The organism is Flavobacterium sp. 270, assembly GCF_004368785.1.
Taxonomy (GTDB): domain Bacteria; phylum Bacteroidota; class Bacteroidia; order Flavobacteriales; family Flavobacteriaceae; genus Flavobacterium.
In genome coordinates, this window is record NZ_SODM01000001.1 from 42792 (window position 1) to 59107 (window position 16316).

The 16316-nt window shown below is 32.9% G+C and carries 12 protein-coding genes; 1 reads left to right on the forward strand and 11 read right to left on the reverse strand.

All coding sequences use genetic code 11. The annotated features are described in order from the left end of the window. Positions 1 to 3 precede the first annotated feature (3 nt). From EV144_RS00215 to EV144_RS00260, 10 genes are all read right to left on the reverse strand, one after another. Complete coding sequence (locus EV144_RS00215) at positions 4 to 2535, reverse strand: PIG-L family deacetylase (protein ID WP_134145016.1); 2532 nt, start codon at positions 2533 to 2535, stop codon at positions 4 to 6. A gap of 324 nt (positions 2536 to 2859) precedes the next feature. Beyond that, positions 2860 to 4491 (reverse strand): hypothetical protein, encoded by a 1632-nt coding sequence (locus tag EV144_RS00220; RefSeq protein WP_134145018.1) that lies wholly within the window; start codon positions 4489 to 4491, stop codon positions 2860 to 2862. A gap of 218 nt (positions 4492 to 4709) precedes the next feature. Then, the gene (locus EV144_RS00225; RefSeq protein ID WP_134145020.1) at positions 4710 to 5228 is read right to left on the reverse strand and encodes a hypothetical protein; all 519 of its coding nucleotides are present in this window, start codon (positions 5226 to 5228) and stop codon (positions 4710 to 4712) included. A gap of 188 nt (positions 5229 to 5416) precedes the next feature. After that, the gene (locus tag EV144_RS00230) at positions 5417 to 7246 is read right to left on the reverse strand and encodes a hypothetical protein (protein ID WP_134145022.1); all 1830 of its coding nucleotides are present in this window, start codon (positions 7244 to 7246) and stop codon (positions 5417 to 5419) included. Between the two features lie 58 nt (positions 7247 to 7304). After that, positions 7305 to 8405, reverse strand: a complete 1101-nt coding sequence (locus EV144_RS00235) for an AI-2E family transporter (protein ID WP_134145024.1) — start codon at positions 8403 to 8405, stop codon at positions 7305 to 7307. Positions 8406 to 8508: 103 nt separating this feature from the next. Then, complete coding sequence (locus EV144_RS00240; RefSeq protein WP_134145026.1) at positions 8509 to 9039, reverse strand: mechanosensitive ion channel domain-containing protein; 531 nt, start codon at positions 9037 to 9039, stop codon at positions 8509 to 8511. 10 nt (positions 9040 to 9049) lie between these two features. Next, positions 9050 to 9634, reverse strand: coding sequence for a Maf-like protein (locus tag EV144_RS00245; RefSeq protein ID WP_134145028.1), 585 nt, complete (start codon positions 9632 to 9634; stop codon positions 9050 to 9052). Continuing rightward, a complete protein-coding gene (locus tag EV144_RS00250; RefSeq protein WP_134145030.1) occupies positions 9627 to 10553 on the reverse strand; it encodes a geranylgeranylglycerol-phosphate geranylgeranyltransferase in 927 nt (308 codons plus the stop codon). The genes EV144_RS00245 and EV144_RS00250 overlap by 8 nt, the downstream gene beginning before the upstream one ends. 133 nt (positions 10554 to 10686) lie before the next feature. Then, positions 10687 to 11214, reverse strand: a complete 528-nt coding sequence (locus tag EV144_RS00255) for a KdsC family phosphatase (protein WP_134145032.1) — start codon at positions 11212 to 11214, stop codon at positions 10687 to 10689. Further along, positions 11198 to 11959: a Rossmann-like and DUF2520 domain-containing protein gene (locus tag EV144_RS00260; RefSeq protein WP_134145033.1), complete on the reverse strand. Its 762-nt coding sequence runs from the start codon at positions 11957 to 11959 to the stop codon at positions 11198 to 11200. The genes EV144_RS00255 and EV144_RS00260 overlap by 17 nt, the downstream gene beginning before the upstream one ends. Positions 11960 to 12217: 258 nt before the next feature. On the opposite strand from EV144_RS00260, the gene ccsA reads away from it, so the two are divergent. After that, entirely contained in the window at positions 12218 to 15418 is a 3201-nt protein-coding gene (gene ccsA / locus EV144_RS00265; protein WP_134145035.1) for a cytochrome c biogenesis protein CcsA, read from the forward strand. 158 nt (positions 15419 to 15576) lie between these two features. Here the strand turns inward: ccsA and EV144_RS00270 are convergent, their stop codons facing one another. Next, positions 15577 to 16305: a DUF3667 domain-containing protein gene (locus EV144_RS00270; protein ID WP_134145037.1), complete on the reverse strand. Its 729-nt coding sequence runs from the start codon at positions 16303 to 16305 to the stop codon at positions 15577 to 15579. Between the last annotated feature and the right edge of the window lie 11 nt (positions 16306 to 16316).

Sequence of the window (16316 nt, forward strand, 5' to 3'; positions counted from 1 at the left end):
GACTTATTGCTTTATATCTTGTTTTGGAGCTTCTATTGGTTGTTTTAACGAAATCATATTCGATAGTAATCTATAAGCGCCAACAACGCCTTCCGGAAGTTCTCTAAAGAAGCTTAAACCAGTATAAATATAATATCCTTTTCCGTATGGAGCGACTAATAATGCTCCATTCTTTGCCGATTCTCCTTTGTCATGTGAGGATATAATAGGAGTAAAGGCAGGATCGTATTCGTTCGGGTAATATAATCCTTGTTCTTGCGTCCATCCTTCAAAATCTTTAGTGCTGATTTTGTTTGGCGTATTTAAAACCGGATGATTTGGTGCCAGAAAAGTGACTTTTGCATTTTCTTCGGTTACACGATCATTAGAAATTTTTAATGGATAAGGCGCCAGCTGATTGGTTACCGTTTTTCCAAAAGTATTGTACTGTACAATCATGTTTTTACCGCTTTTTACAAAATTAAAAAGGATGTTTTGTTTGTTTGCCAAAGCATTTACAGTATTGTAAGCACGGATTCCGGTAATGACAACATTAAAAGAATCTAATTTTTCGGGCGTAATTTCTTCTGGTTTTATAATAGTTACTTTGTATCCCATTTGGGTTAAACTTTCTGGGACTTCGTCGCCTGCACCCATAATATAAGCAATGGCATCGCCAGAAGTTTTTAGATCTATTCTAATCGCTTTTGATTCTGCTGGTTTTAAAACCATCTGTTTGGTAATGTGGTTGAAATCAATAATGGTTTCGTCTTTATCAAAACGTTTATTATCTACAATTGCAACGGCTTTTAAAACCGTTTCTTCTGGATTTACAGGAGGTGTAACTTCAAAATAATAGATTTGATCGCTTCCTTTTTTATCCAAAGAAAACGGAATTTGTTTTGGAGAAACCAACCAGTTTTTTGGAAGTTCTAACTGTAGATTTCCGGCAACGGCATCTTTTCCTGCGCGAACTTTTACAGGAACCATTTTACTTTTGGTATCTCTAAAAATCAACACTTTTTCTAAAATCGATGTAGTAACTTCTGGTACAATATCTAAGAAATTATACATTTCGCCTTTTACGCCGTCGTTGTATTTGTAAACAACAGTGCGCTCAAACGGAATTTCGACGTTGTTAATTTTTACATTAAAAACAACTTTTACTTCTCTTATAATATCTGGAATTCCTATATTTTCCTGATTAGAAACGGTGTACATACCAACAGTTGCTTTTTCTTTTAACCAATAAGGCTGTGTGTATTCGATATTAGAAGGAAGTTGTAATTGTAAGTTTATTTTTTGATCGTCATTGTCTTTTAGTGTCACATTTTGAGCCGTATTTTTATTATCTGGCAAAGTCGTAACACTTGTTAGCTGCATAACTACAGAAGAACGATTTATGGCTTCAAGACTTAATTTTACAGTACTTCCCGGTGTTGCTTCCTGCTCACTTGCAACTGCTTCTAAATAAAGGCCAGAGCAAGATGCAATAATGTTTTTTATTGATTCTGATTTTAGGCTTTTCCAGTGACCGTCTTCTAAAGCTTCGATCATTGTATAGGCTTTTACTAAATCAGAAAGGCTTGCTGATGGATTGCTGAAATCGTATTTTTCTATAATTTTAGAAATTAAATCTCCAATTGGTTTTCCGTTTTTAACACGATTCCAAGAAGTGTCAATTCCATCAAATAAATTATCACGGTCTTTTGCTTTCTCACCATTAATTAATTCTAAATATTCGGTTTCTAAACCACGAACGCCAGTGCTACCAAAACCTTGCGATTGGTGTCGGCTTCGGCTTAAAGCGGCGATTTCCTGATTCGATTTTCCAAGTCCGGTATAATAAACTCCTGTTTCAAATCTTGTAAATTTTTCTTTATTGGCAGCATCAAATTTTTCCTGACTTCCGTAAAACCACCAAGATGGATTAAAAAACTGGCGTTTTACCTGCCAAGGCGTAACGTATTTTAATTGTTCCGGATATACTTTTGGATCATTCGTTAAATTAAAACTTTCAACGCTCAACATGGCTGACGATGTATGGTGTCCGTGTGTAGTTCCTGGCGAGCGATGATCAAATCGATTGATAATTACATCGGGTTGAAATTTTCTGATTGTCCAGACCACATCGGCAAGGACTTTATTTTTATCCCAGATTTGTAAAGTTTCGTCTGGTGTTTTTGAAAAACCAAAATCATTGGCACGAGAAAAAAACTGTTCGCCGCCATCTACTTTTCTAGCTTCTATTAATTCCTGTGTTCTGATAACACCAAGTAATTCACGCAATTGCGGACCTATTAAGTTTTGTCCGCCGTCACCACGGGTCAAAGATAAATATCCTGTTCTCGCATTCATATCGTTTGCTAAATACGAAATCAAGCGCGTGTTTTCGTCATCTGGATGCGCAGCAACATACAATACAGAACCTAAAAAGTTCAGCTTTTTTATTTGATTGTAAATTTCTACAGAACTCGGTTTTACTGGTTGTTGGGCATAAGAAATAGAAATGCTTATTAAAAATAGAAAAAGTGCTTTGATCTTAATTTTTCGCATAGCGTGGTTTAATGTTTTTTAGAAAGTGGCTCAAAAATACTAATTATATCTTTGAACCGTATTTAAATGAATTGTTAATATTTGTTAATGGCTTATTTTGAATGAAGACATAAAAAAAGCCGCCTGAAAATCGGGCAGCTTTTTTTAAGTGTGGTATTCTTAGGATTACAGAATTATTTGTTTTTCTGTGTGTTTGTATTTTTGAGAAGGTTTTACGCTTCTTTTACTTTTTGTTTGGACTTCTTAAATCATTAAAAGATAATTTGTAAGAAAAATCAATGCAAATGTAAGACATTTTTATATTAAAATAAGGTAAACTTTAAATTATTTTAATTTATTTTCTGTGTCTTTGTAAGTTCCTGTAATCGTAACATTACTGTTTTTGGTTACTTTTCCGTATATTGTGATTGAAGAATCGCTTCCGATAAAATTAATTTTGGCACCACTATTTAATCTTAAATCTCCCCAAATTACAACTGAACCTTCAATTTGCAATGTTGCATTACTATTAATTATAAGTTCTGTTGGATTTGACTGCTGGTATTTACCTTGCGCTAAACTTCCTCTCATATTAAATGTACTGTTGCTATTTAATATTAAACTATTTTGAACAGAGATAGAACCACAGTGCGTTAAAACAGCATTAGAATTTACAATTACCGAATTAATTGCTGTAGCTCCGGCGTATGATTTAGTTTCATTAGAATTTAAAATCAAATCTTTACCTTGATTGTATATTCCGTAAGAAGAACAGCTTGCAAACGTAGTATTTGGTTTTTCCATTTTAATGATTTTCAAACCGCCAGTTCCGCTTGCTACATAAATATAGTTACCGCTAGATTTTACATAGTTTGAAGAACCTGCAATTCCTAAAGCACCAAGTAAGCTAAGTTGAGAACCAGTTTGGTAAACATTAAGTCCTAATGCTCCATTGGCAACAAAAGCATAACCGTCGTTTACAGAAACAGCATTTGTAACGTTATCTTCTCCTGCAGTTGCAATTCCAATTGTTTGTAATTTAGAACCGCTTGCCATATCATAAATTCCAAGACCTTTTGCTCCTTCAGAAACTAAAAGTTTTGTACCATCAAAATCCATAGTTCTTTTTGCACCGCTTACATCTGTAGAAGTTGTAAAGCTTTTTTGCAAAGCAAGAGTAGATTGATTGTAGATATTTACTCCTTTTGTTCCGCTTAATGTTACAAGATTTTCACCGTTTAATGCAATAGAACGTAAATCTGCAACAGCAGTTTTTCCAGCAACAGCTTTAGTAGAAGCATTTATTTTAAATAAACTTCCGGCATCGCCAGTTACTGCAAAATAAGAAGCTGTATTTGCTGCAACGTCTGTTGTAACTCTGCTTTCTAAATAATTAACTTTATAATTGTCTGTAAGTAAACCTCCGTTTAATTGCATATTAATCACTATTGCAGGACTCGTAAGCAACGGATCTTTGTCTACATCTTTTGCTGCTCCAATAATTAAGTTTCCGTTAGAGTAGGTAAGAGATGTAATATCGGTATTGGCAATTAAAGCCGATGTAACTAATTTTGGTTTGTAAGGATCTGAAACATCAATAACGTCAATTGCTCCAGAATAAACATCGCCTCTCATAATATAAGATACATAAGCGTAATTTCCGTTTACAGCAACATGACTTGCTTGTAATGTTTTTCCGTTACCATCTACAGGCGGGTTTATTTCTGCAATTTGTACTAACGGAAAAGTCGTAGTAGCGATAGCATTTGAACCAGCAAGTTTTTGAGTTGATGTATTATTTTCTAATGAAATTACTCCAGAATTGGTATAATCAAGTCTTGCGTTTAAGGCAGACTGATCTGTCGTAATTGTAATGTTATTTATAGACTGTCCATCAGTCGGTTTATCATCATTATTGTCACAAGAAATAAAAAGAGACGCAACTAAAAATGTAAATAAATAAACATTCTTTTTCATAATTTTTTTTGGGTTTTTTAAAATTCGGTGCAAATGTAAGACAAATTTATATTAGAATAAGGTTAAATTGATGAATTATTTGTGCAAACTATTTGTTTAACAGTTGTTTATAGATAATATTTAGTGTTTTAACTAATTGTCTTACAATTAAATCATAAAAAAAAGAGAGTATCAATAATTTGATACTCTCTTGTATTGATAATCAGCCCCCAAACTAATTATCTTCTTCCGTGATTCCCATGATCGTGGTGATCGTGGTGGTCATCATGTCTATCGTGACGATCATCATGTCTCTCATGTCTTTCGTGTTTATCATAACGTTTGTAATCTCTACGATCGTTATAGCCATAAACAGGTCTTGGTCTGTAAGGTCTTTGAGGCGCACCATGGTATCCTTTATAATAAGTTACTCTATGACGGTCAAAGTAAGTATAAGGAGTTCTACCGTGGTAGTCATTCAACACTACTTTATAACCTCCGTATAAATCATAGTTTCTGTATTGTCTTGGTAAGTAAGTAGTTCTAACCCATCTTCCTCCACCAAAATAAATAAATTGCGAAGCTCTAACATCATAATAAGCTTCAATGTCTGGCAGGTAATAATATTCTGTTTCAGCATATCCTGCAGGTCCCCAAGCTGGAGGAGTTCCAATATTAACGTTAATCGATACTTGAGCTTGTGTGGCATTTGCAACCATTAGAAATAATCCGGCGATTGCTATTTTTAGCGTTTTCATTTTTTTTGATTTTTAATGTTAATCTTGTATAGTGATATTCATATACTGTGCCAAAAAAAATAAATGAACGTATTTGGTCGAATAAATCTGCATTTCAACGAATGGTTTTTTATATACTATTAATGTAAAGTGTTGATTTATAATTTGTTTTTTAAAGTTTAAGATTTAATAAAAAAAGAGAAGTTTTTTTATTTATAATTGACTATTCTTGGTTTTGCCAGTTCAAAATTCTGTAAACCATAATCGGATGTTTCAAAAGTATTAGTTTTAAAAGCATTGTCTCCCTGTTGTGGAATACTCGGATAATAAGAAATTGATAACTGAAAAGAACTGAAAACCAAATAGTCATTGCTGATTAGTAATCCCAACGTAACTTTAGAATACGCTTTGTTATGCGTCATAGAACTATTTGGGTTTCCTAATACTGCTATCGAATAATTAAAAAACGGATTCATACGAAATCCCCAAAGTGCGTGAGGGGAGTAGGTTTGGGTTTGAAGAGACAATACTGCTTTACTTGTTCCGTACAAAGCACTGTTGAAACCTGCTAAACCATTTTGTTCGTTTATATTAAGCTGATCTCCAATAATATCTTCACGATTAATACCCAATACAAATTTGGGATTAATAAATTGTCTTAGTTTCCAGTTTCCGATAGTGAATAATTTGGTAAAATAATTAGATTCGAATAAAAAGGCGGTCTGATATGTTTTGGATTGACGGAAATAAGTTCCGGCTTCAAAATTCATACTTAAAAAACCTAACCTATAATAATTACCAAAAGAAAACTGAGCGCCAACATACGGTCTCCAAAAAGTATTCTTATATTGATAACCAAACGTGATTCCGTAAATTCTTCCTATAGGAACGTCTTCGGTCTGTCCGTTTCTAAAAATATAACTGTCTTTGATAAATCTTCTGGTATTAAGGCCGACACCGCCTAAAATCAATTTTTCATCCGAATAAAAATCTGTTGGATCATAAACGCGAGTAGGAGATTCGCTGTAATCTACATTTAGAAAACGGCCCGCAACAATAAGATTGGTAATCGCTTTATTTTCATCTTCAAAAACTTTAAAAGCGTGTCCTGCCCACACATCCTGAGATGTATATTTTAACGGCTGATACGCATAAGTTGAATCAGGCGCCTGCAATGTATCTCTTCTATAACTTTCATCAACATAAACACCGCCTGCCCATTTGGTTAGAGGAGAATAGAAATCACGTTCAACATCAATACTTTTTAGGTAATTATTATCCAAATCCATTTTGTAATGAAGGATTGTACTGATATAAGTGTTTTTGATATTAGGAATAGTGTAGGTTGCTTCGTTACCATTTCTGCCATCGTCAAAACGATTGGTAAAACGATATTCAAGCTGTTGACCGCTGCCAAAAAAGTCTTTTTCTTTAAATCCAAGAGAAACCCGATTGCTGGAAATTGAAAATCTTGGAATTGTACTCCAGGAATCCAAAACACGAATCGTTACATCTACAGAATCCGATTCTTTTGATACTAATTGTTTTGAAATTCGAACGGCTGTAACATAACGCTGTGAACGTATTAAACGCTCGGATTCCTGAACTTTATAACTGTCATAAGGTGTATTTCTTCTAAAAAGAAGCAAATTTTTAATCGCTATTTTTTTTGTTTTTAAGTGCAGTTTATTTCCGGTTCTTTCTCCCCAATTTTTTGGAGCTACAGTAGAATCTGCTACCGAGTGCCCAAAAGGATCTAAGGTTACAATATTAATTCTACGAATAATTTTACCGTTATAATCTGCAGTATCTTTAGAAACTAAAAGTTCTTCTTTTTTCTTCGGTTTTTTGGGTTTAAAAAGCAGTTTATCCATCATTTGGGTAAACTTATTTTTCTTAGAATATTTTCTAATTTTCGTATAAACCTCTGTGCTGTCTTTTTTTTGAGGATCTTTTTTTGTTTTATCTACCTGACCGTAACTGCCTTCTATACAAAAGCATAAAAAAATAAAAAAAAGTATTTTTTTGTTGAAAGGCATGGATAAGATTGTTCTAAATTTATTTAATAAACAGCGGGTAAATTGGTGATTTTTGTACTTAATTTTCAGTTTTCATTCTTCGCATTCTCCATTTAAATTTTCGCGGTACATGATTTCCCATGAGATAACCCCACGGTTCAAGAGATTCAATTCTGTCAAAAATAATTTTTAAAATTGCTAATAACGGAATCGCTAAAAACATTCCAGAGATTCCTGCAGCAGCTCCGCCGACAATAATTCCGATAATCGAAACAAAAGCGTTGATTTCTACTTTAGAATTGATAATTAAAGGAACGAGTAAATTATTATCAATTAGCTGTACAATAACATTTACGATTAAAATACTTAATATAATAGAGGTTTCTCCTGTTCCGGTTAAAGAAGCAAAAAGTGTAATTACACCTGCAATTGCAATACCAATATACGGTATAAGATTAAGAATTCCCGTAATCAGGCCAAGAAGTATGAAATATTTAACACCAACAATATAAAGTCCTAAACCTGTTAGAATAGAAACAATAATCATTTCTAAAATTAAGCTTACGATATAATTGTTTATAGAGACTTTTATCTGAGATAAAATACCTTTCAGCTTCATGTGATCTTCACTGTTTACCAATTTTGCCAGAAAAAGAATAAAATGGTCTTTATAGATAAGAAACAGAAAAGTATAAATAGGTATTATAGTAAAATCTAAAAGCAAATCTGATAACGAAACAATAAAAGAACCTATAGAAGCATTACTATTTTTTACAGAATCTTTGGTAACAGTATCCAGATATTTCTTTTGTTCGCCAATGCTTACATGAAAATTTTCATTTATAAACTTATGAATTTCAGCTATAAAAGCATTGATGTTTTTCTTGATAATATCAAAATCACTCGCTATATTTTTTACCTGATAAGAGATGAAAACCAAAATACCTACAATAAATGCAGCAAATAACAATACACAAATTGCAGCCGCAATATGACGCGGTATTTTAATTTTTCCGTTTAAAAAAGTAAAAACTGGCAGCAGTAGAACAGCAAACAAAAATGCCATTAAAACTGGCGTAATGATGTCTTTCCCAAGACAGAAAATAAAAGCAAAACAAATTAAAGTTATAAGAACAAAGCAAAGTTTTGCGTAAAAAGGTAAAGGTATAGGTCGAATCATTTTATTGAAGATTAAGCTCAAATTATAAAACAAATATTACACTTTATTTGAATTATTTCGTTTTAGCTTTTCTTCCAGACTTTATAAAATTCCCATTACGTTTTTAGTCAAAAAACTCTTTGTCTTCAAACTTTGGTGGCATAATTGAAATCCCTTTTTGAAGTAATAAATTGTTTGGGAATATTGTTTTTTCGCCTTCTTTGGTTCTTAAAGTCACATGAAATGCGCTAATGTCTTCAATCTCTGCTTCAATAGGAAAATCTTTGTCGTAGATTTTTATAGTATCTCCAATTCTAAACGGAAATGAAAAAAACAGAATCATTCCAGAAGTAATATTGCTTAGAATAGACCATTGTGCAAACATAGCCACACCAATAACAGTGGCAATTGATGAAATTGTGATAAATATATCTTTGGTATTAACTCCCCAGATTATAATCAGACTTATGATTACCAATATGTTCATAAACACGTGAATGTATTTGATTACCAAATTGGTGCGATGCTCAAATAAATGACTTGATTTTGCAAAATTGCGAATTAATTTTGCTACAATCATTCTTAATGAGACTAATGCAATAAGGAGAATTATGGTCGCTAAGATTTCCTGGCTATATTCTTTAAAAGAAAACATAAATAAATTTTTACACTAATGTACTCAAATATTCGTAAACTTTTGCAGTCGGAAGCCCCATAACATTGGTATAAGAACCTTCAACTTTTGTAACAGCCATAAAACCAAACCATTCCTGAATACCATAAGCGCCGGCTTTATCATACGGTTTGTAATTTTCTATATAATATAAAATAGCTTCGTCAGACAAATCTTTGAAGGTAACTTTGGTAACATCATTTACAAGAGTAGAAGAAGTGTTAGTCTTAAAACAAACCGAAGTAAAAACTTCGTGAGTTGCATTAGACATTGATTTAATCATGGCAAAAGCATCTTCAGCACTTTTAGGTTTTCCTAAAGCTTTATTTTGATGCCAAACAATCGTATCGCTGGTGACCAAAATTTCATTTTCTTTTAGTTCGCCGTCAAATGCATCTGCTTTTAGTTGTGCCAGAAAATCGGTGATTTCTACCGCTTTAAGTTCAGGAGGATATATTTCTTCGATATCCTTTAAACGAATTTCAAAATCAAGATCTAAATCCTTAAAAAACTGCTGTCTGCGTGGTGATCCAGAAGCTAAAATTAGAGTGTATTTTTTGAGTTTATCTTTAAGCATTGTATTTATTTTTTAGGGAAATAATCAGAATCGATAAAATTCCGAAAAATAAAATTAGTTTTAAAACAGAACTCAAATGATGAAAATCTTTTTGAGTTTTTGCGCTGAATATTTTTACTATGAAATATAAAAGAGGAGCAAGGACAAAAATAAACGCATAAATGGTAACAAAATACAGCTTGTTTTCCATAAAATATTTATCAATATAAAGCAGTGATGCTATAAATGGAATTATAGCAAATCCTAAAGCTATTTTTGCAGCACGACTTTTCCCGATTGCAACCGGTAAAGTATTCATTCCTTGATTGTAATCGCCATCCATATCTTCTATGTCTTTAACTATTTCGCGAACAAAATTGATCATAAAAGCAAACAATGCATAATCTATTAAAATAGAAAAAAGACTCGCCATCTGAGCCTGATTTTCGGCAATTGTAGCCGGAAAAATATCAAAAATACCAATGATAAGAACACTTACAGAAAGCAAAGCGGCTACTACAAAATTTCCTAAAATCATAATTTGTTTTAAGGTTGTAGCATAAAAATAAAGTATCGAAGCGATCAGAATAAAAAGCGAAGCGAAACTTGGTTTATGGATAATGTTAGACAACGCAAAACCAATTGCAACACCAATAATATTAAGTCCGATATAAATATTATAAGCAGCAGTTTCAGAAATTCCTTTTCCAACTACAACATCTTGTGGTTTATTGATGGTGTCTGTAGCGACATCAAAAATATTATTTATCACATAACCCGCCGCAGCCAGTAAAACCGTACTTAAAACCAATAATCCGTATTGCCAGTCAGCCAAAGCCAAAGGAACGTCTTGTTGTTTTAAAAAAGCGTAACGAAATAAAAGCTGCATAAAAGCAAGCATTAGAAGATTCTTGTATCGAATGAGTTTTAGGAATTTCATTTTTTTTTTTTAGGTTCAAAGGTTTTTTTGAGGTTCAAAAGTTCAAAGGTTCTGAGTGGCTAAGGCTTTTTTTAAGAGGCTAATATTCTAACTAATAGCTAACTACTAAGGACTAACGACTCATACCTCAAAACTAATCATGCTGTCCATTAAAATATTCCATCCATTTTCCCTGTACTTTCATAACTTGTTCAATAACGTCTCTTACAGCGCCGCGTCCGCCTTTTACGTGCGAAATATAACGACAGATGTTTTTAATTTCAGGACTTGCATCTTGCGGGCAGGTTGGTAAACCGACTAATTTCATTACATGAAAATCCGGAATATCATCACCCATATACAATACATTTTCTGGATTAATGTTATGTAGATCAGTGTATTCTTTAAATGTTTTAACTTTATCGGGAGTTCCTAAATAAATGTCTGAAATGCCTAAATTACGTAGACGAATACGAACGCCTTCATTGCTTCCGCCAGAAATAATACATACGTTGTAACCGCTTTCGATTGCAGCTTTCATCGCGTAACCATCACGTATATTCATTGTGCGAAGCATTTCTCCTTCGTTGGTTACAAAAACGGAACTGTCTGTAAGTACGCCGTCAACATCAAAAACGAAAGTTGTGATGTCGTTCATTATTTCTTTATAACTTTTTGCCATTATTTTGAATAGATTGTGTTAGAATTTTATAAATGTCTTTTTGATTTTTATTTTGTAAAAACGCAAGATGGGCGTCTATCGTATTGGTATCTTGACGAATAGCTGGGCCAGTCTGGGCATCTGCCGGATCGAGTGTATTAATTTTATCTGCAGTTTCCTGAATTAAAGGCTTTAAAACATCAAAAGAAACCTGATTTTCTGTACAAATATCTTGTCCAATTTGGTAAAGATGATTTGTAAAATTATTTACAAAAACAGCCGCAACGTGCAGTGCTTTTCGCTGTTCTGAATTGATAGAAAAAATAGCAGTAGAAATACTTTTTGCTGCTATTTCTAAAAGTTTATAATCGGCAGTATTTTCAGCTTCCAAACAAATCGGAATAACAGAAAAATCTACATTTTTAGTTTTAGAAAAAGTCTGAAGGGGATAAAAAACACCACGTCGGTTTTTGCTGTCTAAAATATAAAGAGGAGAAGTTCCAGAAGTATGTACAACCAATTGATTATTAAAAGGAAGCTGAGAAGATACATCAGAAATTGCATTATCTGAAACGGCAATTATATACAAATCAGACGGTTCCAGATTCTCATAATCGGTCACAATTTTTTCTGGACTTACTAAATAAAGCACTTTTTCTTTTTGTCGGGAATATACCTGTTTGATTTCAACAGATTTACTTGCAGAAAAAGCTTTAATTAAGTGCTGTCCTACATTGCCCGAACCAATTATTGTTATCTGAATCATATCAGCAAAATTAGCATTATTTCTTGTCAGGAAAAATTTTTGCCACAGATTGCTCGGATTTAAATCATTTTCTGGTAATTTATATAGTGTATAACCCCTCAAAAAATATTTTTTTTTCTCTAAAATAAATCATCGCTTTAATCTTGTTAATCTCAAGCAATAACAAATCTTTTAGTTTTTATTAACAAAAGTCAAATATCGGAACTCAACATTTTTAAGTACTTTTGTGCCACTTTTATACAATGTAATTCCTTAAAAATGGATAAAAAAATATTCTCTTTTTTGTTTTCTACACGATTAATGGCCGTTCTTTTTTTAACATTTGCTGTCGCAATGGGTGTTGGAACTTTTATCGAAAGTAAATACAATACCGATACTGCCAGAATTCTTATTTATAATACTTGGTGGTTTGAGGCAATAATGGCCGTTTTCATGCTTAATTTCTTCGGAAACATCAAACGTTACCAATTACTTAAAAAGGAAAAATGGGCTACTTTATTACTGCACATTGCCTTTGTTTTTATCCTTTTAGGCGCTTTTATTACTCGTTATATTAGTTACGAAGGAATGATGCCAATTCGCGAAGGAGCGGCAGAAAATCAAATTTATTCAGACAAAACATTCTTAACTGTCTTTGTTGACGGAGATTATAAAGGTCAGCCGCGAAGAAGAGTTTTTGAAAAAAGCCTTTTATTATCGCCAGTTACCAATAACGATTTTAATGTTTCAGGAAAATTTGATGAAACTCCTTTTGAAGTAACCTATTCAAAATACATAATGGGAGCGAAGGAAGTAGTTAAACCAGACCCAAAAGGAACGGTTTATCTTAAACTTGTTGAAGCCGGTTCTGGCGGACGTGAAGAACATTTCCTTAAAGAAGGAGAAGTACAAAACATTCACAACGTTTTATTTGCGTTAAATAAACAAACAGACGGTGCGATAAATATTAATACAACTGGTGAAAAATATACCATTCAGACTCCTTTTGAAGGGACTTTTATGCGAATGGCAGATAAACTGCAAGGCGCTGTGACCAAAGAAAATGTACAGCCTTTAATGATGCGCTCTTTGTATAGCATTGGCGATATTAGAATTGTTTTTCCAGATCCTGCCATGAAAGGAACTATTGCTTATGAGTCTGATAATGATTTTAAAGCAAAATCGCATCATGATGCCTTAATTGTAAAAGTTAAAGCAGAAGGTCAAGAAAAAGAAGTAACACTTTTAGGTACAAAAGGAAGTGTTGGCGATGCAAAAACAGTTAAAATTGGTAATATCGAATATTCTTTATTTTACGGAAGTAAAGCCTATGTTTTACCTTTTAAAGTAAAATTAAATGATTTTATTGCTACTAAATATCCAGGAACAGAAAAAAGTTATTCTGCTTTTGAAAGTAAAGTAACCGTTCAGGATTCTACAGAAACTTTTGATGCGGCGATTTATATGAATCACGTTTTAGATTATAAAGGATATCGTTTCTTTCAATCGTCTTTTGATCCGGATGAAAAAGGAACTGTTTTATCTGTAAACCACGATTTCTGGGGGACTTCTATCACGTATTTAGGATATTTTATGTTGTTCTTTGGTTTGATGGCTATCATGTTTACCAAACATTCTCGTTTTGCAGATTTAAAACGTAAACTAGAAGGTGTTAAAAAGAAAAAAGAAAAACTAATTACAATTTTGGTTTTAATGTTGAGTTTGAGCAGTTTTGCGCAACAATCTCCGCATATACATTCTCACGAGCATGATCATACAGCAGATCCTAACGATCACGCCAACCACATTACTGCACCGCCAAGTCAGAAACAATTAGATTCTTTATTGACAATTTATAAAGCGCCGGAAGCTCACGCAGCAAAATTTGGTCGTTTGATTATCCAGGATGCAGGCGGAAGAATGAAACCGATTAATACATTTTCGTCTGAATTACTTAGAAAAGTAAGCCACGACGATAAGTATAACGGAATGAATTCGGATCAGGTATTCTTGTCTATGACGCAATATGCTCAGGTTTGGATACAAATTCCGATTATTTATCTTAATCCAAAAAATGATAGTATCCGTAGGATCATCGGAATTGATAAAGAAGCAAAATTTGCTCCTTTTGTAAAATTCTTTGATGAAAACGGAAATTATAAGCTTTCCAGATATTTAGATGATGCTTACAAAGCAGCAAATCCAAATCAGTTTGAGAAAGAATTTATCGAAGCAGATAAAAAAGTAAACTTGATGGAATCTGCTTTGAGCGGTCGTATTTTAAAAATATTTCCAGTTCCAAACGATCCCGGAAACAAATGGGTTTCTTATTTAGAACGTGAAGGTGCTAGTTTTAAAGGAATGGATTCTACTTATGTAAACCAAATTATTCCGCTTTATTTCAGTGCATTAAATAACGGATCAATTTCTAAAAACTTTAATACTGCTGATCAATTGGTAGAAAGTATCAATGGTTTCCAAAAGAAATTCGGAAGCAAAGTACGTCCAAGCGACCAAAAAATCGATCTTGAAATTGCATACAATACCTATGATATTTTACCAAAAATGTTTTATTGGTATTCAATGTCAGGAATTTTTATGTTGATATTTACTTTATTCAATATTTTCTTTGATAAAAAAGCTTTACGCATAACGGTTAATGCATTTCATATATTAATCGGAGTAATATTTGCATTTCATACCGTTGCCTTAATCGGGCGTTGGTATATATCAGGTCACGCACCTTGGAGTAATGCTTACGAAGCGATTGTATATGTGGCATGGGCAACGATGTTCTTTGGATTGGCTTTTGACAGAAAATCAAAACTAACGGTAGCTTCGGCAGCATTTGTTACGTCTATGATTTTTATGGCAGCAAATGCAAACTGGATCGATCCTGAAATTGCAAATTTACAGCCTGTTCTAAATTCTTATTGGTTAATGATTCACGTTGCAGTAATTGTAGCAAGTTATGGTCCTTTTGCTTTAGGAATGATTTTAGGTTTTGTGGCTTTGATATTGATTTTCTTTACCAATGATAAGAACAAGGCCAAAATGAGCTTAAATGTTAAGGAAATCACCTATATAAATGAAATGTCATTGACTATTGGTTTAATCATGCTAACAATAGGAAACTTCCTTGGAGGTCAATGGGCCAACGAAAGTTGGGGACGTTACTGGGGATGGGATCCAAAAGAGACTTGGGCTTTAATCTCTATTATGGTTTACGCATTTGTAATTCACGCGCGTTTTGTGCCGTCATTAAGAGGAAAATGGTTCTTTAACCTAATGAGTATGTTTGCCTTCATTTCGATTTTGTTTACTTATTACGGAGTAAACTTTCACTTAGTTGGATTGCATTCTTACGCAAGTGGAGAAGCACATTCTCTAAGCTGGATTTGGTATTCTTTAGGAACAATTTCTGTAATTGGAGCCATAACATATCCAAGTTATAGAAAACATTACAAAAGCAAAAAATAATAAAAGACATTATTATTAATTCATAAAAAAAGGTTCAACTTCTGTTGAGCCTTTTTTGTTTATTGACAATCTCTTAAACTCGACAGCTTTTTAAAACCTGTCGCGTTTATCGAAAACTTCAAACCTGAAACTTGAAACCTGAAACAAAAAAACAAACCTTAACTCCCTTCCTCAAAAGCAATAATCAAAGCTCCAATAGAAATAAAAAGAATCAAAAATATAATGTGACTCAAAATCGAAAGCCACAAGACTTTGGTTTTAGGCATTGTATTAAAGAATTGAATATTAGTCCAGATAATTAGAAAAACATCAAGGAGATAAACAAAATTAGTAACAGTCGTTATTTTAGAAGTTCCGTTGAAATAATAAAGGAGCGGAAATAAGAGAATCGAAATAAAAAGTTTTTGCGATGCTTTGTATGTATTTAAAACAAAATATTCAACAAAATTATATCCTTGATTTCGAAAACAAATATAAGTTCCCAATGTAAAAAGCGGAATAGTTGCAATAGTAACCCATCCAAAATGAGTAGAAACCCATTCATTAAATTCAACAAAATCAATTTTTGAATCTGAATTGTTTATAAATAAATTAATGTGAAAATAATGGCATAAAAAACCATAAAGTGCAGCCAAAACTACAACTAAAGAGAGCGGTTTAAAATGCTTAACTCGTTTTCCTTCAATGAATTCGCGGATAGAATGTCCGGGTCTCGTAAATAATTGCTTGATAGAATACGGAATTCCTTCGTCAAAATGTAATAAACTATGCTGGATATCGTGCCATATAAAGTGCCAGTTTATTTTATGCGTATCAGCAGTCTGCCCGCAATTATTGCAATAGTGGCCTGTGTAGGTATTATGACAATTCTTGCAGGTTATTTCCATTCTATAGTTTT

Excerpts from the sequence above, each read along its gene's own strand:
- EV144_RS00270 (WP_134145037.1), bottom strand. The coding sequence starts at position 16,305 with ATGGAAATAACCTGCAAGAATTGTCATAATACCTACACAGGCCACTAT.
- EV144_RS00225 (WP_134145020.1), bottom strand. The coding sequence starts at position 5,228 with ATGAAAACGCTAAAAATAGCAATCGCCGGATTATTTCTAATGGTTGCA.
- EV144_RS00260 (WP_134145033.1), bottom strand. The coding sequence starts at position 11,959 with ATGATTCAGATAACAATAATTGGTTCGGGCAATGTAGGACAGCACTTA.
- ccsA (WP_134145035.1), top strand. The coding sequence starts at position 12,218 with ATGGATAAAAAAATATTCTCTTTTTTGTTTTCTACACGATTAATGGCC.
- EV144_RS00245 (WP_134145028.1), bottom strand. The coding sequence starts at position 9,634 with ATGCTTAAAGATAAACTCAAAAAATACACTCTAATTTTAGCTTCTGGA.
- EV144_RS00215 (WP_134145016.1), bottom strand. The coding sequence starts at position 2,535 with ATGCGAAAAATTAAGATCAAAGCACTTTTTCTATTTTTAATAAGCATT.
- EV144_RS00230 (WP_134145022.1), bottom strand. The coding sequence starts at position 7,246 with ATGCCTTTCAACAAAAAAATACTTTTTTTTATTTTTTTATGCTTTTGT.
- EV144_RS00250 (WP_134145030.1), bottom strand. The coding sequence starts at position 10,553 with ATGAAATTCCTAAAACTCATTCGATACAAGAATCTTCTAATGCTTGCT.
- EV144_RS00235 (WP_134145024.1), bottom strand. The coding sequence starts at position 8,405 with ATGATTCGACCTATACCTTTACCTTTTTACGCAAAACTTTGCTTTGTT.
- EV144_RS00240 (WP_134145026.1), bottom strand. The coding sequence starts at position 9,039 with ATGTTTTCTTTTAAAGAATATAGCCAGGAAATCTTAGCGACCATAATT.
- EV144_RS00220 (WP_134145018.1), bottom strand. The coding sequence starts at position 4,491 with ATGAAAAAGAATGTTTATTTATTTACATTTTTAGTTGCGTCTCTTTTT.
- EV144_RS00255 (WP_134145032.1), bottom strand. The coding sequence starts at position 11,214 with ATGGCAAAAAGTTATAAAGAAATAATGAACGACATCACAACTTTCGTT.